Source organism: Bradyrhizobium sp. LHD-71, from assembly GCF_031157255.1.
Lineage (GTDB): Bacteria > Pseudomonadota > Alphaproteobacteria > Rhizobiales > Xanthobacteraceae > P52-10.
The window spans coordinates 52337-76600 of record NZ_JAVIFX010000004.1; the positions used below are offsets into that span (position 1 = coordinate 52337).

The window sequence follows — 24264 nt, forward strand, 5'->3', positions numbered from 1 at the left end:
CGTCACATGATACGTTCTTTGGGTTTTCTCGCCACCGCAGCGGCGTTTGCCGTGTTTGGCGGACTTCATCTCGAGATTGCGTCCGGCCAGGCTTTCGGTCACGAGCCGCCAAACGACGCACGTCTGCAGACCGGCACGACGATCGCAGTAAATCCCGTCAATGAACTGTCAAAAGGCGATCGCGCCGACGTCGCCTTGAACACGGTCGAGGGGCGCACGATCGTCTTCCAGCACCCCGATCTGCCGTCCACCACCGTAGCCGTCCGTTTGTGGGAGACAGTAGGCGCCGTCAGGAGCCGTCCGTCCCCGAAAGACAGCCCCGCCCTGAAGGACAAGAAGGCGCCTGCCGTTAAGCCCAAGCAGGCGGTCGCCTGTGAAAGCGTCGTCAGCGCGCTCACCGAAGTTGCGAAGCAGCTCGACGCCGGCCGCTGCCTGACCTGATCGGTTCGTCCAACGCCGGGCAGTCCCTCCCTCGTGCGGTCGCTTCGGCCGCAACGATGGCCGGTCGCCCAAGTGCATCATCGCTGATCGCCGGCGAAGGCGGTCGACGACAGCGGCCGGCAATTTCAGAACCTGGTAAAAGTCCGGCGCTCGGGTCTGGCTCACCTGCCGGCCAACGACCCAACGGCTGTCAGCTCGCCAAACCGGAAACCCGCGCCAGCACGGCCGAGATGCGAACCGCATCCTCAGCCGCCGTGCCTGTGGCCGAATCCTCGACCCGTAAGCGGCGCACCGCGTGATCTTGAAATTCCTTCCTGCTGTCCCGCAACTGCTCCGCGGCTTCAGATCCTGCCCAGCAGCAGCAGGATCAAGACGACGATCAGAACCGTGCCGACGATTCCAGATGGCCCGTAGCCCCAGCCGGAGCTGTAACCCCAATTAGGAATAACGCCGAGGAGCAACAGAATCAGAATGATGACCAAAATAGTGCCAAGCGTCATGGCGCAATCCTCGCGAAGTCAGCGAAAGGATAAAAAGCCTTTCATTTTCACAAGTCGCTGGTCACGCAACCGTTCCATTTATTCGATCGCCGCCCCTCCAAAGTCGCCCTGTTCGTGACCCGCAACGACTGATTCCCGCCGACGCAGCATGCGCCTGAGCACGCGTTCGAGATTGAAAAAGCAGCATCGGAATCATGGATTTGCCTGCGCCTTCTCACTCTTGAGATTCGCGTCAGGAAACGGCGAGTGTGGGGCACGATTTCAGAAAAGTGGCGCATCTGACACAGCCGGAACCGAAAAGCGCAAGCCAACGTTTTCCGGCCATCGGCGCGACAGTCTCGCTCGTGCCGCAGTAAGGGGGCTTCGCCATGACCGGGATCGCATTCCATCGCTCGGCAGCGTTCGCTACGAGCCGTCGCTTCATTCTAAGGACAGCAGTCGTGGGCGTGATGACGTTCGCATCCAGCGGCCCACTCGACGCCCAGTCGCTGGGGTACGCCTCACTGCAGACGATCTCCGCGCCGTCATCGAACTTTTCCACACGAGAGTCGGTCTATGGGCGGGACGCTCTCGTTGCTGAAGACCTGCAGCGAACCATCGTCGCCTATGACACACGGGAAGCACCGGGGACGATCGTCATCGATACCGGAAACACCTACCTTTATTACGTTCTCGGCCAAGGCCGCGCGATCCGCTACGGCGTCGGCGTTGGTCGCGAAGGGTTCACATGGTCCGGCGTGCAAACCGTGTCACGCAAGGCGGAATGGCCGGACTGGATTCCGCCTGCGGAAATGATCGCCCGCCAGCCCTACCTGCCGCGCTGGATTGGCGGTGGACCCGGCAACCCGCTCGGCGCCCGCGCCATGTATCTCGGCGGCAGCATCTATCGCATCCACGGTACGAACGATCCGTCGACGATCGGCCAATTCGTGTCCAGCGGCTGCATCCGCATGACGAACGAAGATGTCATCGACCTGTTCAGAAGGGTGAACATCGGCACCAAGGTGGTGGTGCTGCCAAAGATGAAAAGACGAAATCTCGATGCGTACGCCGCGATGCCGGCACGTGCTATGACCGTGACAGGGAGCCGCCAACTCTCGCCTCGAAGCGGCGGCGCGGGCCTTCGCTAAGATCGGTTGCTCCGCATGCCCAGGTTGTCGTCTGCTACCATCCGCATCTTCGCTGCGCTCGCGGCCCTGCTCATCATGACCGCAGTCGCGGTTGTCAGCACCGGGCCGACGAAGGCACGCGCGCAAGATTCCTCGTTCTTTGGTGTTGATTCAGGCGCTCCGTCGGCGTCGCAATCATATCAGCCGCGCCAGCGACCTTCACGCTCGTCGCGGTCCTCACAGCCTGCGCAGCCGGCCCAATCTCCGCAGGCCTCACTGAACTTCGGCAACTGGTTTGCGCAGCCTGTCCAGCAGGCGGCGCCGGAAGAGAGGCCACGGTCAAGGAACCGCGCAAGATCGCGCTCGACGTCACGGGTTGCGACATACGAACGGCCAGCGGCCGAATACTCGGAAGATGGCGGCAGCGGGTCCTATTGCGTTCGCACCTGCGATGGTCGCTATTTTCCGGTATCCGGTAACAGCGAGCAGAGCCGTGCCGCAATCTGCAGTAGCCTTTGTCCGGCGAGCGAGACCGCGATCTTTTCCGGCAGCACCATTGACGACGCGACGAACAGTGCTGGAAAGTCCTATTCTTCGCTGCCGAACGCCTTCAAGTATCGGGAGAAATTCGTCAGCGGCTGCACCTGTAACGGCAAGGACCCGGTCGGCCTTGCATCGGTCAGCATCGACGACGACAAGACCCTCCAGAAAGGCGACATCGTCGCCGGCGAGAACGGCCTGATCGTCGCAACCCGCCTCGGCGACAAGAAACGCGGCAAGGTAGCGGGCTTCAGTCCTGCACCGCAAAGCATTCGCGCGAAGTTCGAACAGTCACACGCGATGGCACGTTCAGCATTGGCGCTCAAGAAGAAGGCCTCGCGCGAACGGGGGCGAGCCGACCAGGACGATTCGGAAAGCCCGGACAACGGAACTCCGGGCTCGTCTGAACGTTGAGGTTTCAGATCAGCATCTGAAAACATCATGCCCGTTCCCTCCGCCGTCATCCGCCCGGCAATTGCCGTCGTCATTGCTGCTGTTGTGAGCGGCGACGCAGGGAACGCGCAGGCTCGCGATCTGCTCTCCTCGTTTTTCGACTTTCTGTCGGGACGATCGCAATCGTTGCCGGCATTCGGCGACAGCGATCCACGGATGCCTCGACAAGCCCCGTCATCGGGCGGTGGCGGACGAGGCACCGCCTACTGCGTCCGGAGTTGCGATGGCCGCTATTTCCCGGTTTCGGCGAGCAGCGAGCAGAGCCATGCGGCCGCTTGCAGCAGCCTGTGTCCCGCCGGCGACACGAGAGTCTTCTACGGCGGCTCGATTGCGCGGGCGACGAGCGAGGACGGAAAACCCTATTCCTCGCTGCCAAACGCCTTCAAATATCGCGAGCAGCTCGTCAGCGGCTGCACCTGTAACGGCAAGGATTCGACCGGTCTGGCGTCGATCGGCGTCGATGAAGACAAGACGCTTCGCCGGGGCGACATCGTCGCGGGCGAGAGCGGTCTGATCGTCGCAAGCCGCGCAGCAGAGCAAAGGCGCGGCGCGGTCGCCGAGTTCAGTCCGGCGCCGCCTCAGATCCGCGAAAGATACAGCCGACCACAAGTGCCGTCGCGTTAATAGCTTTTCGCATTTCTGATAGGTTCCGAAAGGTGGAACCCAGGCCATGCCAGGACGTTGACGTCTCGATTGTCAACCGGAGGGGCTCCCTGCATGTCTGTTCTCATTGGCATCCTTATTACTTTTCTCGTCGTCATCCTGGTTCTGTATCTGATCAACATGCTGCCGCTCGATGGGCGCGCCAAGCAGATCGCTCGCGCCATCGTCATCATCCTTGGTATCGTATCGCTTCTGAAGTATCTCGCGGTCTTCTAAAGCATAATGAAATCAGGTTTGTAGTCGACCAAACACGTTCAGCGTCATACCCATAGCCGTTCGAAGAACGGCATCGCTTCGTTCGCCTATATGGCCGTTCGAAGAACGGCGTCACGTCGCTCGCCTATGGAAGGCGGGGATCCAAAAGAAAAGCCCCGGTGAGAGCCGGGGCTTTTGCATGCGTTCTGCAACGTCATTTCAGTGAGGCGAACCACGCATCAACGTCCTTGCGTGCCTGATCCTTGGCATAGCCGTAACGCTGCTGGATCTTGCCCTCGAGCTGATCGCGCCTACCGTCGATGACGTCGAGATCATCGTCGGTGAGCTTGCCCCACTGCTCCTTCACGTTACCCTTGAATTGCTTCCAGTTACCTTCGACGCGGTTCCAGTCCATTGTTTGACCTCCAAAGAGTTGGATGCCTGGCCAACGGACGGAGGGATCAAACGTTCCTGAGCGCGGCCTTCGCCTCCCTGCGGCGTGCGTGCAGGATCCACTCGGTATAGCCGTTCGGTTGCTCGCGCCCTTTGAAGATCAGATCGCAGGCAGCCTTGAAGGCGATGCCGTCGAACGACGGTGCCATCGGCCTGTACAGCGGATCATCCGCATTCTGCCGATCGACCACCACGGCCATCCGCTTCAGCGCTTCCATCACCTGATCCTGGGTGACAATCCCGTGATGCAGCCAGTTGGCGATATGCTGGCTCGAGATGCGCAGCGTCGCGCGATCTTCCATCAGGCCGACATCGTGAATATCGGGTACTTTGGAGCAGCCGACGCCCTGATCGATCCAGCGCACCACGTAACCGAGAATGCCCTGGCAGTTGTTGTCGATCTCCTGCTTCACGTCCTCCGGCGCCCAGTTCGATTGAGAGACCGGAATGGTGAGAATGTCGGCAAGCTTCGCGCGCGGATGGCCATTCAACTCACGCTGGCGCTCCAGCACGTTCACCTGATGATAATGCAGCGCATGCAGGGTCGCCGCCGTCGGCGACGGCACCCAGGCGGTTGACGCGCCCGCCTGCGGATGCCCGATCTTCTGTGCGAGCATGTCGGCCATTTTGTCCGGCGCGGCCCACATTCCCTTGCCGATCTGCGCATGGCCCGGAAGGCTGTTGGCGAGGCCCTTGTCGACGTTCCAGTCTTCGTAGGCCTTGATCCAGGCGGTCGACTTCATGTCGTTCTTGCGCGTCATCGCGCCGGCTTCCATCGACGTGTGGATTTCGTCGCCGGTCCGGTCCAGGAAGCCGGTGTTGATGAAGACAATGCGATCGCTTGCAGCCTGGATGCAGGCCTGCAGGTTGATGGTCGTCCGCCGCTCCTCGTCCATGATGCCGACCTTCAGCTGGCTCTTTGCCAGCGACAGCATCGCCTCGACACGCGAGAAGATCTCGCAGGTGTGCGCGACCTCGGCCGGGCCATGCATCTTCGGCTTGACGATATAGACGGAGCCGGTGCGGCTGTTGCGCAGATCGGAGTCGGCCTTCAGATCGTGGATGGCGATCAGGCCGCTGATCGCGGCATCCAGGATGCCTTCCGGGATTTCCTGCCCGGCGCTGTCGAGGACCGCATCAGTATACATGTGGTGACCGACATTGCGCATCAGCAGCAGCGCACGTCCGTGCAGCCTCAGCTCCTTCCCGTCCGGCGCCTTGTAGACGCGGTCCTCGTTCAGCGAGCGCTGCAGCGTCTTGCCGCCCTTCTCAAAGTCGGCGGAAAGCGTGCCCTTCATCAGCCCGAGCGCGTTGCGATAGACCAGCACCTTGTCTTCGGCATCCACCGCGGCGACGCTGTCTTCCATGTCCAGGATGGTACTGACGGCTGACTCCAACATCACGTCGGCGACGCCGGCAGCATCGTCCTTGCCGACCGGGTGATTGCGGTCGATACGGATATCGATGTGCAGCCCGTTATTGACCAGCAGCACGGCGCTCGGCGACTTGGGATCTCCCTGAAAACCTGCGAACTGCTGCGCGCGCTTCAGAGCGGTGCGCCCCTTCGCCGTCGTCGCGAACAGGGCGCCATTCTCGATCGTGTAGGCCGTCACATCGGCATGACTCCCGCTCGCCAACGGCACCGCCCCGTCGAGAATGGATTTCGCGCTGGCGATGACCTTATCGCCGCGCGCCTTGTTATAGCCTTTCACCGCAGCATCGCCCGGTTCGTGGGAAATGGCGTCGGTGCCGTAGAGCGCATCGTACAGGCTGCCCCAGCGGGCGTTCGCCGCATTCAGTGCATAACGTGCATTGGTGAGTGGAACGACGAGCTGCGGGCCGCAGATCGTGCCGATCTCATCGTCGACCTTGGCGGTCTGCACGCCGCGTGCGGCGGGTTCAGGCAGGAGATAGCCGACGTCCTGAAGCAGCTTGGCGTACGCGGCCGGATCAAAAGCCTTGCCCTTGTTGGCGATATGCCAGCCGTCGATCTTCGCCTGCATGGCATCGCGTGCCTGCAAAAGCTCGCGGTTCTTCGGCGCCAGGTCCTTGATGATTCCGGCGAGCCCCGCCCAGAACTTATCTGCAGAAACGCCGGTGCCTGGGGCAGCTTCGTTCGCGACAAACTCGTAAAGGGGCGCTGCGACCTTCAGTCCGCTGGCTTCAACTCGGCTCATAATTTGCATCTCACGTCGACAACGGAAAGACTGTCCGCTGATTGAGGATCTTTGGGTGGGGCATCCCTCCGCGCGTGGCAAAAGGACACGACAGGAAGCCTTTTAGCGCCAAACGCGCCTTGAAGAGAAGCCCCTGTCCCCGAAGGGCCGTTTGACCAGATTTTTCAGCTCAATGCAGGCGATTGACCGAGGCCAGATCAGCCTCGCCGAAGCGTTCCAGAACGACCTTCAGCACGATGGTCAGGAGCGCCACGGCGGCCAGCACCATCGAGGCCGTGAATGCGCCGACGATGTTGTAGTCGTGGAACAGCAACTCGATCTGCAACGGCAGGGTTGTGGTGACACCGCGAATGTTTCCGGACACGACGGAGACCGCGCCGAATTCTCCCATGACCCGCGCGTTACACAGGATGGCGCCATAAACAACCGCCCATTTCACGTTTGGCAATGTGACCCGCACAAATGTTGCAAAGCCGGAAGCGCCGAGCGTCACGGCGGCTTCTTCCTCGTCGGTACCCTGCACTTGCATCAGCGGGATCAGTTCGCGGGCGACGAACGGCGCAGTCACGAACATGCTGGCGAGAAAGATCGCCGGAAGCGCGAACATGATCTTGATGTCGAACTGCTCGAGCAGCGGCCCGAACAGACCCTGTGTGCCGTAAACGAACAGGTAGGCGACGCCGGCGACGATCGGCGAGATCGAATACGGCAGCTCGATCAGCGCGATCAGCAGGGTGCGGCCGGGGAACTCGAATTTCGTCACGGTCCATGCCGCCGCGAGACCGAACAGGATATTGACAGGCACCACGACCAGCGCCGTCAGGAGTGTCAGCCAGATCGCATAGGCAATCGCTGGGTCGGTCAGGTTCTTGAAGAACACGCCAATCCCTTGCGAGAACGCCGACGTGAAGATCAGGATCAACGGCGCGGCGAGAAAGAAGCCGGTCAGGACAAGGACGACGCCAAGCAGGATTCGTCGCGTGGCACGCCCCGCCCCCACGGGCGTCAGCATCTTTTTGCTCTGGCTCGGAGGCGCGCGCATGTCAGTCCCCTCGCCCGAGATACCGCAGATGCCATGCCTGGATGATGTTGGTGACGATCAGCATGACGAAGGCCATCGCCAGCATCACCGTGGCAATCGCCGCAGCGGCGCCGTAGTTGTATTCTTCGAGGCGAATGAAGGCCAGCAGCGCCACGATTTCGGTTTTCATCGGCTGGTTGCCGGCGATGAAAATCACCGCGCCAAACTCGCCGAGACACCGGGCGAAGGCCAGCGAGCAACCGGCGAGAAAGGCGGGAAATATCGACGGAAAAATCACTTTCCGTAGAATCTGCCAGTCGCTGGCTCCGAGCGAACGACTAGCCTCCTCGACATCGGTGCCGAGATCCTCGATCACCGGCTGCACCGTGCGCACGACAAACGGCACGCTGGTGAACGCCATGGCGATTGCGATACCAAGCGGCGTATACGAGACAGAGACTCCGATCGAGTCCAACGGCGCGCCGAACCAGCCGTTTTTGGCGAACAGTGCCGTCAGCGCGAGGCCCGCGACCGCAGTCGGCAATGCGAAGGGAACGTCGACCAGCGCGTCGAGCACACGCTTGCCCGGAAATTCATAGCGCGCAAGGACCCATGCCAGCAGCAAACCGTAGACTGCGTTGAACAGCGTCGCGGCGAGCGCCATGGTCACGGTTACACGGATCGCCGAAAGCGTTCGGGGGGCTGACAGGATGGTCCAGAACTGTTCAACGCCGACGTCCGACGCTCGGAGGATCAGCGCGCAGAGTGGCAGCAGCACGATCGCGCCGAGATAGAGCACGGTCGTGCCGAGAGCCAGGCCGAAACCGGGTATGACGCTTCGCTGGCGCACCTGGAATAATCGTTCAATGAGCGCCGGCTCGGCGCGGTCGAATCAGTATCTACCGCGCCCCGAACAATTGATCGAGCTTGGCGTCGGGATCGAGGTGCTCCTTGTTGACCTTGTCCCAGCCACCGAACTCTTCCTCGACCTTCACCAGCTTCACCGGCGGGAATCGGTCCTTGAACTGGGCGGCGACCTTCTCATTGTTCACGCGGTTGTATTGCCTTGCGAGAATGGTCTGCCCCTCCTCGGAATAGAGATACTCGAGGTAGGCGGTCGCGAGCGGGCGGGTGCCATGCTTGTCGACGAACTTGTCGACCACCGACACCGGAAACTCGGCCAGCACGCTGATCGACGGCACCACCACCTCGACCTTGTCCTTGCCCACGAGATCGCGGATGGCGTTGGTTTCCGCCTCGAATGTGATCAGCACGTCACCAGTCTGCCTCTCCACGAACGTGGTCGTCGCGGCGCGGCCGCCGGTATCGAACACCGGCACATTGTTGAACAGCTGCTTGATGAACTCGTCAGTCTTTGCGCCCTCGCCGTATTTCGCTTTCGCATAGGCATACGCGGCAAGATAGGTGTAGCGGGCGTTGCCCGAGGTCTTCGGGTTGGGGAAGATCACCTTGACGTCGGACCGAACCAGATCGTCCCAGTCCTTGATGTTCTTCGGATTGCCGGCGCGCACCAGGAAGGCCGGCAGCGAATAATAGGGCGAAGAGTTGTTCGGCAGCCGCTTCTGCCAGTCTTTCGGAATCAGTTTACCGCGGTCGTGGAGCACCTGCACGTCGGTAACCTGGTTGAAGGTCACGACGTCGGCCTCCAGCCCCTCCAGGATAGAACGCGCTTGCCGCGATGAGCCGTTGTGCGACTGGTTGATCGTAACGTCCTGCCCGGTCTTGGCCTTGTAGGACTTGGCGAAGGCGGCGTTGATCTCGACGTAGAGTTCGCGCGCAATGTCGTAGGATACGTTCAGCAACGTGTTGGGATTTTGCGCGTAGATCGGGGTCGCGGAACCAACCGCGAAGGCGGCCGCAACGGCGATGGTCGTCAGGCGAGTGCGGATGTTCATGGGCGTAACCTGTCCTGTTGATCAGATATTCGCTGCAAGGTCGGCAAGTTCCTCGAACAGCACGCCGCGCTGCGCCAGCATGCGTTCGATTTCATCGGTGGCCTCGGCGACGGATTTTGTTCCGGTATCGAGCACCAACTCAGCGTTCGTCGGCGGCTGATAGCCGCCGTCGGTTCCGGTGAAACCGTGGATCTGCCCCGCTCGGGCCTTCCGGTAGTGGCCCTTCGGATCGCGCGCCTCGCAAACCTCGGCAGAGGTCGCAACATGGACCTCATGGAATAACTCGTCGGCGATACGGCGCGCCTGCGCCCGGTCGGCGAACCCCGGTGAAACCGCGGCAACGATCGCGACATGGCCGTTGCGGGCAAGATGCGAGGCGACTTCGGCGAGGCGACGGATGTTTTCGCTGCGATCTTCGGCGGAGAAGCCGAGGTCACCATTCAGACCGGCACGCAAGGTGTCGCCATCGAGCATGATCGGCGAGCCGCCGCGGCTGAACAAGCGCCGTTCCAGCGCCCGCGCCAGCGTGGACTTGCCGGACGCCGGAAGCCCCGTCAGCCAGATCACCGCGCCCTTATGCCGGAAGCGCGCGGAGCGTTCGTCGGGACGAAGGGCGGATTCCACCGGCACGATATCGACCGGCACCCCGCGCGCCCCGGCATCGACGCTCAACACCAGGCCGCCGCCGGCGATGCGGCCGTTGACCTCGATCACGAGCCGGCCGGTACGCGGATTGTCCGAGTAAGTGTCCGCCGCTATCGGTTGAGCCAGCGAAAGATCAATCTCGCCGACATGGTTGCGACCGATCGATCGCGTGCCCACGCTGGAGAGTTCGCCCGGATCGACAGCATTTTCAATTGCGACCACAGTCGCGCGGCTTTCCATTGTGCCAAGACGGACCAGCATGGTCGCGCCTGCCGTCACCGGCGTATCGTGCAGCCAGAAGATCCGCGCCTTCAGACGCCGCGTGTCACGCACCAATGCCGATGAATGCGCTATCACATCGCCGCGTTCGAGAAACAGCTCGCGGTCGAGCGTAATGCCGACCGAACGGCCGGCGCCTTGGGGCGCTGACACCGGCGTGACAGGCCAGCCCTCGACCGTCTTGACCCGCGCGATCTTGCCTGCAGGCATGATGACGATCTCGTCGCCGACCTTGAGCGCGCCCGATTCGACACGTCCGGCGACAATCCGGCGATCGTCGAACTTGTAGACGGCCTGGACCGGAAGCCGCAGCGGCAACTCGTCCATCTGCCGCGCGGGCGCCAGTTGATCGAGCGCCTCCACCACGGTCGGCCCCACGTACCAGCCGATCTGGGGCGTGCGTGCCGCGACACCGTCGCCGTCACGCGCGGAAATCGGAATCACCGCTGTCGGACTGACGCCGAGGCCATCGAGATGGGCGCAGATCTCGTCGCTGATCTCGCGATAGCGCGCATGACTGAAGCCAACGCGGTCCATCTTGTTGATGACCACCGCCACCTGGCGAATGCCCAAGAGGTGCAGCAAATAGCCGTGACGACGCGTCTGGTCACGCACGCCCTCGGCGGCGTCGATGATCAGCACCGCGGCGTCGGCCTGCGAGGCGCCGGTGATCATATTGCGCAGGAATTCAGCGTGGCCGGGCGCGTCGATCAGCACGACTTCGCGCGCATTGGTGCGAAAACGGATCTGCGTGGTGTCGATGGTGATGCCCTGATCGCGCTCGGTCTGCAGCGCGTCGAGCAGGAACGACCACTCGAACGGCATACCGCGGCGTGCGCTGACGGCCTTCAGCATCTCCAGCTTGCCGTCCGGCAGGCTGCCCGTCTCATGCAGCAGCCGCCCGACCAGCGTCGACTTGCCGTGATCGACATGGCCGACAATGACGATACGTACCTGCGGCCGGGCCTGACCTTGAACCAATTCAGGCGGTACGGCGCGAAGATCGTGTGCGCTTGCGGAGCTTGCGAGCTGGATATTCATCGCGATGACTCGAATTTACAGGTAGCCGGAGACACGCAGGCGTTCGAAGGCGTCCTCGGTCTCGTGATCAAGCGCGCGCCCCGCCCGTTCCGGCACCTTCGTTTGCTCGAGCTCGTGCAGGATCTCGGCGATCGTCGAGGCAGCTGAAGCGACCGGGAACGTAATGTCGGCATCGCCAAGCGAACGATAGCGCTTGCCGTTCTTCGACAGGTACAGCGGGATGATCGGAATATTTTCGCGCTGGGTGTAGGCCCAGATGTCGGCCTCGGTCCAATGCAGGATCGGGTGAACGCGCAAGTGCGCGCCAGGCGGCGGTGAGGCGTTGAACTGATCCCAGAACTCCGGCGGCTGATCGCGCACGTCCCAGCCACCTTCAGTCCCGCGCGGCGAGAACACCCGCTCCTTCGCGCGTGTCGCCTCTTCGTCGCGGCGGATGCCGGCGATCAGACCATCGAAGCCGTGCTTGGCCAGCGCGAGCTTCAACCCTTCGGTCTTGCGCGCGGCGGAGCGGGCCGCCGGCGGCAGGGTCGGATCGACTGCATCGATCGGCGGGCACGGCTCGATCCTCACATCCAGACCCCACTCCTTCACATACTGATCGCGGAACGCGTACATTTCCGGGAACTTCTTGCCGGTGTCGACGTGCATCGCCGGAAACGGCACGCGCCCGAAGAAGGCCTTGCGCGCGAGCCAGATCATCACGTTCGAATCCTTGCCGAGGGACCACAGCAGCGCGAGCTTCTTCAGCCGCGCGAACGCCTCCCGGAGAATGTAGATGCTCTGCGCTTCAAGCTGATCGAGGTGATCCACGAGCTATGCCCTCCCCGCCGATCGGACGAAAAGCGTTGAGCCGGCGGCTCGGAATTTGCTTCGCGAACGTTGAGCCGTTGCTGCTGCAAAGGAGCGCCAGTTCGGCCCGAAATCGTGGCTGGGAAGATGCATCTCTGGCGCTTTGATTTCGTGGAGAAAAATTCTATATTTGGATGGCGGCGTAGAAGAAATAATTTTCTCTTTACGTCGCCTGCGCCAGACATATATAGAAAATAATTCTAGTCAACCCCGACACGGGGCGCGGAGCGTTGAATGCGATTCTTGCCGGTCTTTCTCGACCTGAGGGCGGGCCCCATCATTTTGGTGGGCGACGGTGAGCTGGCGCTGGCCAAGCTGCGCGTGCTCACGGCAGCTGGCGCGCATATCCGCTGGTACGCGACCGACAAGTCGATTTCGCCCTCCGATCGCCTTGCCGCGCTTGGCGCAGACGCGGCGCGGCAAGTCGAAATTCTTCTCGACGATCCGCTCGCCGCCGACCTGCATGGCGCGATTGCCGTGCTGAGCGCCGGCGCAGGCGAGATTGGCCCGGCTGTCTCCGCGTGGGCACGCGCGCACGGCATTCCCGTCAACGTGATGGACGACCTTGCGCATTCGACCTTCATCTCGCCTGCAATCGTCGACCGCGGCGACGTGATCGTTGCTGTCGGCACCAACGGCACGTCGCCCGTCGTCGCGCGTCGGCTGCGCGAACGAATCGAAGCAATGTTGCCCGCGCGCATTGGCGACCTTGCCGGCTTCATCGGCCAACGGCGGAAGGAATTTCATGCACGCATTGCCGATTTCCCGCTGCGACGACGCTTCTGGGAGCGGGTGATCGACGGACCGATCGGCGAACTGGTGCTTGCCGGCAAGACCCGCGAGGCGGAGGCAGCGCTGGAGGCGATCGACAACCCGTCCGCATTCGCCGAAGGTCCGGCCAAAGGTTTCGTCACCCTGGTCGGCGCCGGTCCTGGCGATCCCGACCTCCTCACGATCAAAGCGCTACGCGCGTTGCAGGATGCCGATGTCGTATTCTACGACGAGCTTGTTTCGCCCGAAATTCTTGATCGCGTCCGCCGCGATGCATCACGTGTCCTGGTCGGCCGCCGCATCGGCAACCCGGGAATCGGGCAGGACGCCATCAATCACTTCCTCATCGAAGCGGCGCAATCCGGCAAGCGTGCAGTCCGTCTGAAGGGCGGTGACCCCTTTATCTTCGGCCGCGGCGGCGAGGAAATCGAAGTGTTGCGCAAGGCCGGCGTCGCCTACGCGGTGGTGCCGGGCATCACAGCCGGCATCGGCGCCGCTGCCGCCTCCGAGGTACCGCTGACGTTCCGCCATGAAGCGCTGCGCATCACCTTGCTGACGGCGCACAAGGCAAAAGACGCCGAGGTCGTCGACTGGTCGGCGCTGACCGACACGAAGATGACCGTCGTGGTCTACATGGGCATGACGGCGGCCCCCGCGATCCGCGCCGGCTTGCTGGCGGCGGGGCGCCCTCCTCAGACCCCAGTCGGCGTGTTTGCACGGGCTACGCGCCCGGATGCGAAATCCGTCGTCGGAACGCTCGACGAATTGCCGGCGCTTGCCGCGCAGGTCGATCGGGGTCCGGCAATCCTGATCATCGGCGACGTGGTGGCGCACTCCGCACCCTGGCGCGACGCCGGGCTGAAACATCTCCTTTCGACACTTGAAATGGCGGCCGAATGACATCTCCTCTCCAACAAAAGCTGAAAATCACCGGACCTTCGATCGTCACCGCCAATCGCACGGGCGACGGCGCTGTGATCTACCGGACATCGTCCAACGGCTGGTCCACCGAGCTGTCGGACGCGGCCGTCGTGCGTACCGCCGATGACGCCAAGGCGCTGTGGGCCGAAGCCATGGCTGACGATCTCGGCGCGATCGGCTCCTACATTGCGCCGGTGGAGGTTGGCTCGGACGGCTCGATCGAGCCCGGCAATATCCGCGAAGCGATCCGCTTGCGCGGCACAACTTTCGCACTTCCGGCGAGCGCCTGACAGGTCAATTTCCCATGTATATTCATGACGAATTCGACAGCACCCTCCTCAAGGAGCGGGTCGATGAATTCCGCGATCAGGTCCGACGCCGTCTATCCGGTGAACTGACCGAGGACGAATTCAAGTCGCTGCGCCTGATGAACGGCGTCTATCTGCAGCTGCACGCCTACATGCTGCGGATCGCCATCCCCTACGGCACGCTGTCGTCGACGCAGATGCGCATGCTGGCGCATGTCGCACGCAAATACGATCGCGGCTACGGGCACTTCACGACGCGCCAGAACATCCAGTTCAACTGGATCAAGCTGTCCGATCTTCCCGATGCGACGGCGGATCTCGCCTCTGTGGGCGTGCACGGCATCCAGACCAGCGGCAACTGCATTCGCAACGTCACCACGGACCAGTGGGCGGGCGTAGCGCCAGGCGAGGTCGACGACCCGCGCATCTGGGCGGAGCTGCTGCGCCAATACTCGACGCTGCATCCGGAGTTCTCGTTCCTGCCACGCAAGTTCAAGATCGCGGTCACTGCGTCCGATCACGATCGGGCGGCCGTGAAGATCCACGACATCGGGCTGCGCCTGCATCGCAATGGCGCGGGCGAAATGGGCTTCGAGGTCCTGGTCGGCGGCGGGCTCGGCCGCACGCCATTCATCGGCAAGACTATCAAACCATTCGTCGCACGGCGGGACATCCTCACCTACATCGAGGCAATCCTGCGCGTGTACAACCAGTATGGCCGCCGCGACAATATCTATAAGGCGCGCATCAAGATTTTGGTGCACGAGCTCGGCATCGACAAGTTCGCGCGCGAGGTCGAAGACGAATGGCTCTCGATCAAGGACGGCGCGCTGGCGCTGGACGAGGCGGTGATCGCCGACATCCGCTCTCGGTTCAAATATCCAGCTTACGAGAAGCTCACCGACAACCCTGACGAACTGAAGCAGGCGCTTGCCGATCCGACGTTCAAGGCCTGGTACCGCAATTCAGTCAGCCACCATCGCGTGCCCGGCTATGGCATCGTTACGCTGTCGCTGAAGCCAGTCGGCGGTCCGCCCGGCGACGCCACCGCCGAGCAGATGGATGCGATCGCCGATCTGGCAGATCGCTATGCATTCGGCGAAATCCGCGTCGGCCACGAACAGAACCTCTGCTTTCCGAGCGTCGCCAAACGCGATCTGCCCGCGCTGTGGCGCGGGCTCGATGCCATCGGTGTCGCCACGCCCAACGTCAATCTGGTCTCCGACATCATCGCCTGCCCCGGCCTCGACTACTGCTCGCTGGCGAACGCCCGCGCTATCCCGGTGGCGCAGGAGATCACCCGCCGCTTTGCCGATCATGACACCGCCAACCTGATCGGCAGGCTGCACATCAACATCTCGGGCTGCATCAATGCCTGCGGTCACCATCACGTCGGCCATATCGGCATCCTCGGCGTCGAAAAGAACGGCGAGGAGTTCTACCAGGTGACGATCGGCGGCCGCGCTGACGAAGGCGCGGTGGTCGGCACGCTGATCGGCCCTGCTGTCCCTTATGCTCAGGTCGCAAATGTCGTCGAGGATATCGTCGAAGCCTATCTCGACCTGCGGCTCAGGCCCGACGAACTGTTCATCGATACCGTCAAGCGCCTGGGCGTCGAACCCTTCAAGGAGCGTGCCTATGCCACTGGTTAAGGGCGGCCAGATCGTCGCCGACCGCTACGTCCGTATCCTCGACGATGCGCCGATCCCTGCGAACGGCGCGATGCTCGTTCCTGCAGAACGCTTTCTCGCCGACGCATCCGAGCTCATCGCGCGGCAAGCCGAGACCGGCGTCATCTGGCCGAACAACCGCGATATTGACGAACTCGGTCCGTATCTCGACCGGCTGGCGCTGGTCGCGCTGGTCTTCCCGAAGTTTCAGGACGGCCGTGCTTACAGCCAGGCTCGTATCCTGCGCGAACGGCTCGGCTATCGCGGCGAATTGCGGGCGACAGGACAGGTCCTGCGCGACCAGTTCGTCTTCATGCTGCGCGCCGGCTTCGACACCTTCGAAGTGAAGAAAGAGGCCGACGCCAAGGTCTTCGGCGAGGTGGCGCAGCGCTACAGCGTCTTCTATCAGCCGACGGGCGACGGCCGCTCGCCGGCGTTTCGCCAGCGGCTGCAAGGCTTTGCCACGCGCGCGCCTGCATTGAGGGGCGCGGGCCGATGACGTTCCTGGATTCGGCGCAGCGGTCCGCTCTTCCCGCCGTGGAAGCAACCGCGGCTGCGCTGGATCACGAGCTTAGCGACGCCACGCCGACCGAGATCGTGCGCAGCGCGCTGCGCACTGTCGGCTGCGACAAGCTTGCGGTGGTGTCGTCCTTCGGCACCGAGTCCGCTGCGCTGTTGAAGGTCGTGGCCGACGTCGACCCGGCGATCCCTGTCGTCTTTCTGGATACCGGCTGGCTCTTTCAGGAAACGCTCGACTATCGCGACCAGCTCACGGAGCTGCTGGGCCTGCGCGACGTGCGCACGGTCAAGCCGCTTGACGCGACGCTTCGCCGCAACGATCCGGACAACGATCTCTGGTTCTCCGACGCCGACGCCTGCTGCCGGATCCGGAAGGTGGAGCCGCTGGCGCGTGCGCTCGAGCCCTTTTCGGCCTGGCTGAACGGCCGCAAGCGGTTCCAGGGCGGCGATCGCGCCATGCTCGCCGTGGTCGAGGCGGACGGCGCGCGACTGAAATTCAATCCCCTCGCCAATGCAACCGCCGACGACCTGAAGGCGTTATACGCCGCGGCGAAGCTGCCACCGCATCCCTTGCTGGGCCAAGGGTTCACGTCGATCGGCTGCATGCCGTGCACGACGCGAACGAAACCCGGCGAGGACCCGCGCGCGGGCCGCTGGCGCGATCGCGGCAAGACGGAATGCGGCATCCATGTCGACAAGGTTTCATAGCAGGCTGAACCAGCCCGCCACCGAAATACAAAAACGCATTTCATTGACAGTTGAGCTTCTGGTCCCGACTTTAGCGCGCCTTTCGGCGATACCCTGTTCGCCGGCATGAATGGAGATCGAGATGCGCTTGACGATCGCGCTCACAGTTGCCGCGCTTGCTTTCGGCCTCAACGCCGCCGGCGCCCAGACTACGTCGCTGCTGAACGTGTCGTACGACCCAACCCGCGAACTCTACGCCGAGTTCAACAAGGCATTCGCCACCGCCTACCAGAAGGAAACGGGCAAGAAGGTCGAGATCAAGCAGTCGCATGGCGGCGCGGGTGCGCAGGCGCGCGCGGTGATGGACGGCCTGCAGGCCGACGTCGTGACGTTGGCGCTTGCCTATGACATCGACGCGATTGCCGCGCGAGGACTGATCGACAAGAATTGGCAGGCGCGGTTGCCGCAGAACTCATCGCCCTACACGTCGACGATCATCTTTCTGGTGCGCAAGGGTAATCCGAAAGCCATCAAGGACTGGGACGATCTTGCGAAGCCCGGCGTGAGCGTGATCACGCCCAATCCGAAGACCTCCGGCGGAGCACGCTGGAATTATCTCGCCGCCTGGGGTTATGCCCTGAAGAAGGGCCAGACACAGGATCAGGCGAAGGCATTCGTCGCCAGCATCTACAAGAACGTTCCGGTGCTCGACACCGGCGCGCGTGGCTCCACCGTGACATTCGTCGAGCGGGGCGTCGGCGACGTGCTGCTGGCGTGGGAGAATGAGGCTTTCCTGGCGCTGAAGGAATTCGGCGCAGACAAGTTCGAGATCGTCGTGCCGCCCCTGTCCATCCTCGCCGAGCCGCCCGTGACCATCGTCGACAAGGTCGTGGACAAGAAGGGCACCCGCGAGATCGCTGACGCGTATTTGCGTTACTGGTACACACCCGAAGGCCAGGAAATCGCGGCAAGGAACTCCTATCGACCGCGCGACGCCGCGGTGGCCCAGAAATATGAGACATCCTTCGCCAAGGTGAACCTGTTCACGATCGACGAGTTGTTCGGCGGCTGGGCCAAGGCCCAGAAGGACCATTTTGCCGAAGGCGGTGTGTTCGACCAGATCTACAAGAACTGAGACATCTACGAAAAAGCGCGCGAGATTTAACGGGCGCGATCGACGAATTCCGGAGCATGCTCCGATCCGCCAGGATCGGGGCATGTTCCTTGTTACAAGAGGAGCCGAAGTGAGCGCCGCGGCACAGCGAAGGACGTTACCGGGCTTCGGCCTGACGATGGGCGTGACCCTGACGCTGCTGTCGATCATCGTCATCATTCCGTTGGCGGGACTGTTCATCAAGACTCTGGAGCTGTCGCCGAACCAGTTCTGGTCGATCATCTCGAGTACCCGCACCTTGAATGCGCTGAAACTCTCGTTCGGGCTGGCGCTCGCCGCCGCGGTGGTCAACCTCTTCATGGGCATGGTGATCGTCTGGGCGCTGGTTCGTTACCGCTTTCCGGGTCGGCGCATCTTCGACGCGATCGTCGACATTCCGTTCGCGCTCCCTACGGCGGTCGCCGGCGTGGCGTTGACGGCATTGTTCGCGCAGAACGGCTGGCTTGGTGCGCCGCTCGCCGGCGCAGGCATCAAGGTCGCATTCACCCCGCTTGGTATTTTCGTGGCGATGGTATTCATCGGCATTCCGTTCGTGATCCGCACCGTCCAGCCGGTGCTGATCGACCTCGATCCCGAGATCGAAGAAGCCGCCGCCAGTCTCGGCGCCAGCCGCTGGCACACGGTTTCGAAGGTCATCCTGCCAGGACTGCTCCCGGCCATGCTGACAGGTTTTGCGCTTGCCTTCGCTCGCGCGGTCGGCGAATTCGGTTCGGTCATCTTCATCGCCGGCAACCTGCCGAACGTTTCCGAAATCGCCCCGCTGCTGATCGTCATCCGCCTGTCGGAATTCCGCTATGCCGACGCGACCGCCATCGCCGTCGTCATGCTGCTGGTCTCGTTCGCGATCATCTTCCTCATCAATCGTCTGCAGCGCTGGTCGCAAACCCGCGGCATCGCCCATTGAGATGACGATGAGCGAGACCCTGCCATTGCGCGATCTGACGAAAGCGAAAGAAAGCTCGCGCAGCGAACCGGCGCTCGTCCGGTACATCATCATCGCGCTGGCGGTGACTTTCCTGACGATATTCGTCGTGCTGCCGCTGATCGTCGTGTTCACAACGGCCTTCTCACGCGGCATCGGCGCCTACCTCGCCGCGCTCGCCGGTGAGGAGGCTCTGGCCGCGATCCGGTTGACGCTGATCGTCGCGGCGATCTCCGTGCTGCTCAACCTGGTGTTCGGCATTGCCGCCGCCTGGGCGATCTCGAAGTTCGAGTTTCCCGGCAAGACATTTCTGAACACGCTGATCGATCTGCCCTTCTCTGTCAGCCCGGTGATCTCCGGTCTCGTGTTCGTGCTCCTGTTCGGTGCGCAGGGGTTGCTCGGCCCGTGGCTGCTGGCCAACGATATCCAGATCATCTTTGCCGTTCCCGGCATCGTCCTGGCGACGACATTCGTCACGTTTCCGTTCGTTGCCCGGGAAATGATCCCGCTGATGCAGGACCAGGGAACGTCGGAAGAAGAAGCTGCCCTGTCGCTCGGCGCCTCTGGCCTCAAGACGTTCTGGCGGGTGACACTGCCGAATGTTAAGTGGGGTCTCTTGTATGGCGTCCTGCTCTGCAACGCCCGGGCGATGGGCGAATTCGGCGCGGTCTCGGTGGTCTCCGGGCACATCCGCGGCGAAACCAACACCATGCCGTTGCTGGTGGAAATCCTATATAATGAGTACCAGTTCGTGGCGGCTTTTGCGATCGCATCGCTTCTGGCAATGCTCGCGCTGATCACGCTGGTGATCAAGATCATCCTCGAAGGCCGTCTGGAAAGGCACCACAGTGACCATTGAAGTCAGGAATATCGTCAAGCGCTTCGGCGACTTTACGGCGCTGGACAACGTCGACCTCAAGGTGGAGAGCGGCGAATTGCTGGCTTTGCTGGGGCCGTCCGGTTCCGGCAAGACGACGCTGTTGCGTATCATCGCAGGGCTGGAGTGGCCGGACGCCGGCACCATCAGCTTCGACGGCGAGGACGCGCTGGCCCGCGGCGCCGGCGAGCGCAATGTGGGGTTCGTGTTCCAGCACTATGCGCTGTTCCGCCATATGAACGTGTTCGAAAACGTCGCCTTCGGCCTGCGCGTGCAGCCGCGGTCCGTGCGGATGAACGAAGCCGGCATCAAAAAGCGGGTGACGGAGCTGCTCGACCTCGTCCAGCTTGGCTGGCTCGCCAATCGCTATCCGAGCCAGCTCTCCGGTGGTCAGCGTCAGCGCATCGCGCTCGCCCGCGCGCTCGCAATCGAGCCGCGCATTCTCCTGCTGGACGAGCCGTTCGGCGCACTTGACGCCAAGGTTCGCAAGGAGCTGCGCCAATGGCTCCGCTCGTTGCACGAGGAAATTCACGTCACCTCGATCTTCGTCACGCACGACCAGGAAGAGGCGCTCGAAGTCGCCAACCGCGTCGTGGTGATGGACAAGGGCAGGATCGAGCAGATCGGCACGCCGGAAGAGGTCTATGACCGGCCGCAGACGGCGTTCGTGCACTCGTTCATCGGCGAGTCGATCGTGCTGCCGGTGAATATCGAGGCCGGCCGAGTCCAGCTCGGCGACAAGGTGCTGGACATTGCGCCGAACGGCGCGACCCCGGGCCCCTCGCAGCTTTTCATCCGCAGGCACGACGTAATTCTGCAGCCACCCGGCAATGGCGACCTCGAAGGCGCCGTGCGCCGCGTGCGCGCGTTCGGCCCGGTCCAGCGCGCCGACATCGCGCTGCGCACCAATGGCAACGAGACGATGATCGAGATCGACGCGCCGCGCGACCGCGAGCTGAAGGTCGGCGAGGTGATCGGCCTGAAGCCGAAGCGCTACCGGATTTTCGCCAGCGGCGCTTAGGCCGTCCGCGCTTGCCGCCATTGGCGAAAGCGCGCGCCGAGCATGCGGCGCCGCACCGCCAGGTTCTCGATCGCCATCAGCGCCGCAGGCGTCACAACCAGCGTCAGCACGGTTGCAAAGCCGAGACCGAACACGATCGCGGTGGAGAGATTCACCCACCACTGCGTCGCCGGCGCACCGAACAGGACCTCACGGGTCAGGAAGTCGATGTTCACGCCGAAGGCGATCGGCAGAACGCCGAGAATGGCCGTGACCGCGGTCAGCACGACCGGGCGCGCTCGCTCGCGGCAGGTCTCGAGGATCGCCTCGCGCGCCGCAACACCCTCGCTCCGCAGCCGGTCGTAGGTGTCGATCAGCACGATGTTGTTGTTGACGATCACACCGGCGTTGGCGATCACGCCGATGCCACCCATTACCACGCCGAACGCCTGCCCCATGATCATCATGCCGAGCAGGACGCCGATGGTCGAGAGCAGGACCGCGCTCAGGACCAGCGCCACCGACGTCAGCTTGTTGAACTGCGCCAAAAGAATCGCGAAGATCAGGAACATCGCCGTACCAAACGCCTTCACAAGGAACGATGACGCCTTTGCGCGCTCTTCGTCCTCACCCTTCAGCTTGAAGGTCACGCCGGGGCCAAGGTCGGTCTTGTTCAGGACGTCGGTGATCTCCTGCTGCACGATCGCCGACTGCACGCCTTCGGCGACGTTCGAGGAGACCACCATCACGCGCGCGGCGCCGACACGGTTGATATAGCCGATGCGGGCGGCCGGGACGCGCTCGACGAAATTGCCGATCGGCACGTTGCCCGCGGTCGTCTGCACCCGCAGATCGTCCATGTGGTCGAGGCTGCGACGATCGCTCGGGAAGCGGACCAGGATATCGACCTCCTTGTCGGTCTCCGAGGGACGGTATTCGGTAATCTTGGTACCGTTGGTCACGAGTTGCACCGCATTGCCGACGATGGTGATGCTGGCGCCGTACTTGGCCGCTTCCGCCTTGTCGACCTGCAGCTTCCAGTCGATGCCCGGCAGCGGCTGGCCGTCGTCGAGATCCTGGACCGCCGGCATCTTTGCGAGGATGGCCGTCACTTTCTTCGCGGCCTCAGGCAGTCTATCGGGATCGACTGACGACAACTGCACCTGGATCGGCTTGCCGGTCGGAGGGCCGGCGCGCGGCGCAGTCACCTCGACAAGCACGCCGGGAATGTCCGACGTGAGCTTGCGGATTTCGTCCATGATCGCATGCGCAGGCGCGCGATTCTGCCAGTCGGCAAACTCGAACTGGATCACGCCGATCGTGTCCTCGGTGATCTCGCCGGAGCCGCGCGGCTGCTCGCCGACCCGCGTATAGACCGTCTCAAGCCCGGGGTTGCCGAGGATCCGCTTCTCCACCTGGCGCGCGATCTGATCCTTCTCCTCCAGCGAAATGTTGCCACGGGCGTGGATCAACGCCTGCCCGAAATCGGGCTCGACGGTCGGAAAAAACTCGACGCCGTTGCCGAACCTTCCGTAGGCCGTCTGCACGACGACCAGCATCGCCGCCGCTGCCATCAGCGTCTTGCCAGGATGTGCGACGGCCAGATGCACCAGTCGCATATACGGGCCCGTGTCCTTCACCCGTTCGTCGTGCGGGACCGGCGCGGCACGACCGAGCAGCGCGCCGAGCGTCGGGGTGAAGAACAGGGCGACGACCAGTGAAGCCGAAAGCGTCGCAATCAACGTGATCGGCAGGTACTTCATGAACTCGCCGACCGTGCCCGGCCAGAACAACAGCGGCGAGAAGGCGGCGACGCGTGTGGCGGTCGCTGCGATCACCGGTCCCGACATGCGCTTCGCCGCGAGCGAATAGGCGTCGCGCGGCGGCATGCCTTCGGCCATGCGCCGCTCGGCGAACTCGGAGACGATGATCGCGTCGTCCACCAGCATGCCGACGGCAAGGATCAGCGAGAACAGAACGACGATGTTGATCGTCAGCCCCGCAAGCTGCAGCCCGAGGATACCGGCGAGGAACGAGGCGGGAATGGCGATGCCGATGAACAGCGACGAGCGGAAGCCGAGCGAAAACAGGATGATGACGACGACCAGCAGCACGCCGGTCGCGACCGAGTTCTGCAGGTCTGCGAGCATCTGGCGGATCAGCTTCGACTTGTCCTGGGTGAACGAAACCTTCAGCTCGTTCGGCCAGGTCTGTTGCAACCGCTCGACCACCTTCTTCACGCCGTCGACGGTCTCGATCAGGTTTGCGCCCGATCGCTTGGACACCTCGATGGTCATCGCAGGCACGCCGTTGACGCGGGTGATCGAGATCGCGTCCTTGAAGGTCGGCCGCACCTCGGCAACATCGCCGAGCGTGACCGAAGCGCCCGATGAAGCGACCACCGGGATCTTCAGCACATCCTCGGGCTTCTCGATCAGCGCCGGAACCTTGACCGCGAAACGGCCGGTCGCGCCCTCGAGCGCTCCGGCGGCAACCAGGCTGTTGGAGGCGGTGGTAGCGGTAATCAGCTGATCGAGCGAAACGTTGTAGCTTTTCAACAGCGACGGCTCGGCGATGATCTCCACCGCCTCGTCGCGCGCACCACGCAGCTCGGCGGAGATGACGCCCGGAGACTGTTCGATGGCGTTCTTGGCATTGCGCGCGATCTGCAACATCGTCCGCTCGGGCACGTTGCCGGAGAGCGCAACGACAAGCACCGGATAGAGCGACAGGTTGACTTCCGACACCGTCGGCTCGTCGGCGTCGCGCGGCAGGTCGCGCTTGGCGTCGTCGACCTTGGCGCGAACGTCGGCCAGCGCGGCGTTGGAATTGAAGCCCGCCTCGAACTCGAGCAGCACGTAGCCGCCGCCCTCGTAAGCCGTCGAACGCATCTCCTTGACGTTCGGCACCGACTTCAGCTTGGTCTCGATCGGCCGCAGCAGCAGCCGTTCGGAGTCTTCCGGACTGATGCCACGCTGGGTAAGCTGGGTGTAGATGATCGGGATCTTGACGTCCGGCTCGGCTTCCTTGGCGATGGTCTGATACGATACGTACCCGGCCAACAGCAGGAACACGAGCGCAGCAATGGTCAGCCGCGCATGCGAGATCGCGTAGTCGATCATTCCGGACATGG

The 24264-nt window shown here is 62.9% G+C and carries 23 protein-coding genes; 14 read left to right on the plus strand and 9 right to left on the minus strand.

Features of this window, described 5'->3' with window-relative positions:
- The first annotated feature begins 6 nt into the window (after nt 1–6).
- A complete protein-coding gene (locus RCO31_RS04885; RefSeq protein WP_308967116.1) occupies nt 7–441 on the plus strand; it encodes a hypothetical protein in 435 nt (144 codons plus the stop codon).
- Between the two features lie 341 nt (nt 442–782).
- Here RCO31_RS04885 and RCO31_RS04890 read toward each other — a convergent pair whose 3' ends face one another.
- Entirely contained in the window at nt 783–941 is a 159-nt protein-coding gene (locus tag RCO31_RS04890) for a DUF3309 family protein (protein WP_308967117.1), read from the minus strand.
- A 368-nt stretch (nt 942–1309) separates the two neighbouring features.
- Between RCO31_RS04890 and RCO31_RS04895 the strand changes: the two genes are divergently transcribed.
- From RCO31_RS04895 to RCO31_RS04910, 4 genes are all read left to right on the plus strand, one after another.
- Nucleotides 1310–2071, plus strand: coding sequence for a L,D-transpeptidase (locus RCO31_RS04895; protein WP_308967118.1), 762 nt, complete (start codon nt 1310–1312; stop codon nt 2069–2071).
- Between the two features lie 15 nt (nt 2072–2086).
- Nucleotides 2087–3004, plus strand: a complete 918-nt coding sequence (locus RCO31_RS04900) for a DUF2865 domain-containing protein (protein WP_308967119.1) — start codon at nt 2087–2089, stop codon at nt 3002–3004.
- A gap of 27 nt (nt 3005–3031) precedes the next feature.
- The gene (locus tag RCO31_RS04905) at nt 3032–3667 is read left to right on the plus strand and encodes a DUF2865 domain-containing protein (protein WP_308967120.1); all 636 of its coding nucleotides are present in this window, start codon (nt 3032–3034) and stop codon (nt 3665–3667) included.
- Nucleotides 3668–3760: 93 nt separating this feature from the next.
- Nucleotides 3761–3922, plus strand: coding sequence for a Thivi_2564 family membrane protein (locus RCO31_RS04910; RefSeq protein ID WP_308967121.1), 162 nt, complete (start codon nt 3761–3763; stop codon nt 3920–3922).
- A 193-nt stretch (nt 3923–4115) separates the two neighbouring features.
- Here RCO31_RS04910 and RCO31_RS04915 read toward each other — a convergent pair whose 3' ends face one another.
- The 7 genes from RCO31_RS04915 to cysD all read right to left on the minus strand — a co-directional run bounded on the left by RCO31_RS04915 (nt 4116) and on the right by cysD (nt 12243).
- Entirely contained in the window at nt 4116–4316 is a 201-nt protein-coding gene (locus RCO31_RS04915) for a CsbD family protein (protein ID WP_308967122.1), read from the minus strand.
- 46 nt (nt 4317–4362) lie between these two features.
- The gene (locus RCO31_RS04920) at nt 4363–6531 is read right to left on the minus strand and encodes a malate synthase G (RefSeq protein ID WP_308967123.1); all 2169 of its coding nucleotides are present in this window, start codon (nt 6529–6531) and stop codon (nt 4363–4365) included.
- Nucleotides 6532–6700: 169 nt separating this feature from the next.
- Entirely contained in the window at nt 6701–7573 is an 873-nt protein-coding gene (gene cysW, locus RCO31_RS04925) for a sulfate ABC transporter permease subunit CysW (RefSeq protein WP_308967124.1), read from the minus strand.
- Nucleotide 7574: 1 nt separating this feature from the next.
- The gene (gene cysT, locus RCO31_RS04930) at nt 7575–8402 is read right to left on the minus strand and encodes a sulfate ABC transporter permease subunit CysT (protein WP_308967125.1); all 828 of its coding nucleotides are present in this window, start codon (nt 8400–8402) and stop codon (nt 7575–7577) included.
- Between the two features lie 49 nt (nt 8403–8451).
- Complete coding sequence (gene cysP / locus RCO31_RS04935; RefSeq protein WP_308967397.1) at nt 8452–9450, minus strand: thiosulfate ABC transporter substrate-binding protein CysP; 999 nt, start codon at nt 9448–9450, stop codon at nt 8452–8454.
- Between the two features lie 39 nt (nt 9451–9489).
- On the minus strand, nt 9490–11433 hold the full coding sequence (gene cysC, locus RCO31_RS04940) for an adenylyl-sulfate kinase (protein WP_308967126.1): 1944 nt from the start codon (nt 11431–11433) through the stop codon (nt 9490–9492).
- 15 nt (nt 11434–11448) lie between these two features.
- Nucleotides 11449–12243: a sulfate adenylyltransferase subunit CysD gene (gene cysD / locus RCO31_RS04945; RefSeq protein WP_308967127.1), complete on the minus strand. Its 795-nt coding sequence runs from the start codon at nt 12241–12243 to the stop codon at nt 11449–11451.
- Nucleotides 12244–12516: 273 nt separating this feature from the next.
- On the opposite strand from cysD, the gene cysG reads away from it, so the two are divergent.
- The 9 genes from cysG (at nt 12517) to RCO31_RS04990 (ending at nt 21152) form a co-directional block, all read left to right on the plus strand.
- A complete protein-coding gene (gene cysG, locus RCO31_RS04950; protein WP_308967128.1) occupies nt 12517–13953 on the plus strand; it encodes a siroheme synthase CysG in 1437 nt (478 codons plus the stop codon).
- Nucleotides 13950–14264: a DUF2849 domain-containing protein gene (locus tag RCO31_RS04955; RefSeq protein ID WP_308967129.1), complete on the plus strand. Its 315-nt coding sequence runs from the start codon at nt 13950–13952 to the stop codon at nt 14262–14264. The genes cysG and RCO31_RS04955 overlap by 4 nt, the downstream gene beginning before the upstream one ends.
- A gap of 14 nt (nt 14265–14278) precedes the next feature.
- Complete coding sequence (locus tag RCO31_RS04960; protein WP_308967130.1) at nt 14279–15934, plus strand: nitrite/sulfite reductase; 1656 nt, start codon at nt 14279–14281, stop codon at nt 15932–15934.
- Nucleotides 15921–16451: a DUF934 domain-containing protein gene (locus tag RCO31_RS04965; protein WP_308967131.1), complete on the plus strand. Its 531-nt coding sequence runs from the start codon at nt 15921–15923 to the stop codon at nt 16449–16451. Before RCO31_RS04960 ends, RCO31_RS04965 begins: the two co-directional genes overlap by 14 nt.
- On the plus strand, nt 16448–17179 hold the full coding sequence (locus RCO31_RS04970) for a phosphoadenylyl-sulfate reductase (RefSeq protein WP_308967132.1): 732 nt from the start codon (nt 16448–16450) through the stop codon (nt 17177–17179). The genes RCO31_RS04965 and RCO31_RS04970 overlap by 4 nt, the downstream gene beginning before the upstream one ends.
- A 109-nt stretch (nt 17180–17288) precedes the next feature.
- Nucleotides 17289–18293: a sulfate ABC transporter substrate-binding protein gene (locus tag RCO31_RS04975; RefSeq protein WP_308967133.1), complete on the plus strand. Its 1005-nt coding sequence runs from the start codon at nt 17289–17291 to the stop codon at nt 18291–18293.
- An 82-nt stretch (nt 18294–18375) separates the two neighbouring features.
- On the plus strand, nt 18376–19236 hold the full coding sequence (gene cysT, locus RCO31_RS04980; RefSeq protein WP_308967134.1) for a sulfate ABC transporter permease subunit CysT: 861 nt from the start codon (nt 18376–18378) through the stop codon (nt 19234–19236).
- A 1-nt stretch (nt 19237) separates the two neighbouring features.
- Nucleotides 19238–20113, plus strand: a complete 876-nt coding sequence (cysW, locus tag RCO31_RS04985) for a sulfate ABC transporter permease subunit CysW (RefSeq protein WP_374991423.1) — start codon at nt 19238–19240, stop codon at nt 20111–20113.
- On the plus strand, nt 20103–21152 hold the full coding sequence (locus RCO31_RS04990) for a sulfate ABC transporter ATP-binding protein (protein ID WP_308967136.1): 1050 nt from the start codon (nt 20103–20105) through the stop codon (nt 21150–21152). Before cysW (RCO31_RS04985) ends, RCO31_RS04990 begins: the two co-directional genes overlap by 11 nt.
- On the opposite strand, the gene RCO31_RS04995 is transcribed toward RCO31_RS04990, so the two are convergent.
- Nucleotides 21149–24262 (minus strand): efflux RND transporter permease subunit, encoded by a 3114-nt coding sequence (locus RCO31_RS04995; RefSeq protein WP_308967137.1) that lies wholly within the window; start codon nt 24260–24262, stop codon nt 21149–21151. The genes RCO31_RS04990 and RCO31_RS04995 overlap by 4 nt on opposite strands.
- Between the last annotated feature and the right edge of the window lie 2 nt (nt 24263–24264).

Coding starts and splice junctions, on each gene's coding strand:
- RCO31_RS04895 (WP_308967118.1), top strand. CDS start 1,310: ATGACCGGGATCGCATTCCATCGCTCGGCAGCGTTCGCTACGAGCCGT.
- RCO31_RS04955 (WP_308967129.1), top strand. CDS start 13,950: ATGACATCTCCTCTCCAACAAAAGCTGAAAATCACCGGACCTTCGATC.
- RCO31_RS04920 (WP_308967123.1), bottom strand. CDS start 6,531: ATGAGCCGAGTTGAAGCCAGCGGACTGAAGGTCGCAGCGCCCCTTTAC.
- RCO31_RS04960 (WP_308967130.1), top strand. CDS start 14,279: ATGTATATTCATGACGAATTCGACAGCACCCTCCTCAAGGAGCGGGTC.
- RCO31_RS04885 (WP_308967116.1), top strand. CDS start 7: ATGATACGTTCTTTGGGTTTTCTCGCCACCGCAGCGGCGTTTGCCGTG.
- RCO31_RS04970 (WP_308967132.1), top strand. CDS start 16,448: ATGACGTTCCTGGATTCGGCGCAGCGGTCCGCTCTTCCCGCCGTGGAA.
- cysW (WP_308967124.1), bottom strand. CDS start 7,573: ATGCGCGCGCCTCCGAGCCAGAGCAAAAAGATGCTGACGCCCGTGGGG.
- RCO31_RS04995 (WP_308967137.1), bottom strand. CDS start 24,262: ATGTCCGGAATGATCGACTACGCGATCTCGCATGCGCGGCTGACCATT.
- RCO31_RS04975 (WP_308967133.1), top strand. CDS start 17,289: ATGGAGATCGAGATGCGCTTGACGATCGCGCTCACAGTTGCCGCGCTT.
- cysT (WP_308967134.1), top strand. CDS start 18,376: ATGTTCCTTGTTACAAGAGGAGCCGAAGTGAGCGCCGCGGCACAGCGA.
- RCO31_RS04900 (WP_308967119.1), top strand. CDS start 2,087: ATGCCCAGGTTGTCGTCTGCTACCATCCGCATCTTCGCTGCGCTCGCG.
- cysW (WP_374991423.1), top strand. CDS start 19,238: ATGACGATGAGCGAGACCCTGCCATTGCGCGATCTGACGAAAGCGAAA.
- RCO31_RS04890 (WP_308967117.1), bottom strand. CDS start 941: ATGACGCTTGGCACTATTTTGGTCATCATTCTGATTCTGTTGCTCCTC.
- RCO31_RS04905 (WP_308967120.1), top strand. CDS start 3,032: ATGCCCGTTCCCTCCGCCGTCATCCGCCCGGCAATTGCCGTCGTCATT.
- cysC (WP_308967126.1), bottom strand. CDS start 11,433: ATGAATATCCAGCTCGCAAGCTCCGCAAGCGCACACGATCTTCGCGCC.
- RCO31_RS04965 (WP_308967131.1), top strand. CDS start 15,921: ATGCCACTGGTTAAGGGCGGCCAGATCGTCGCCGACCGCTACGTCCGT.
- cysG (WP_308967128.1), top strand. CDS start 12,517: ATGCGATTCTTGCCGGTCTTTCTCGACCTGAGGGCGGGCCCCATCATT.
- RCO31_RS04910 (WP_308967121.1), top strand. CDS start 3,761: ATGTCTGTTCTCATTGGCATCCTTATTACTTTTCTCGTCGTCATCCTG.
- RCO31_RS04915 (WP_308967122.1), bottom strand. CDS start 4,316: ATGGACTGGAACCGCGTCGAAGGTAACTGGAAGCAATTCAAGGGTAAC.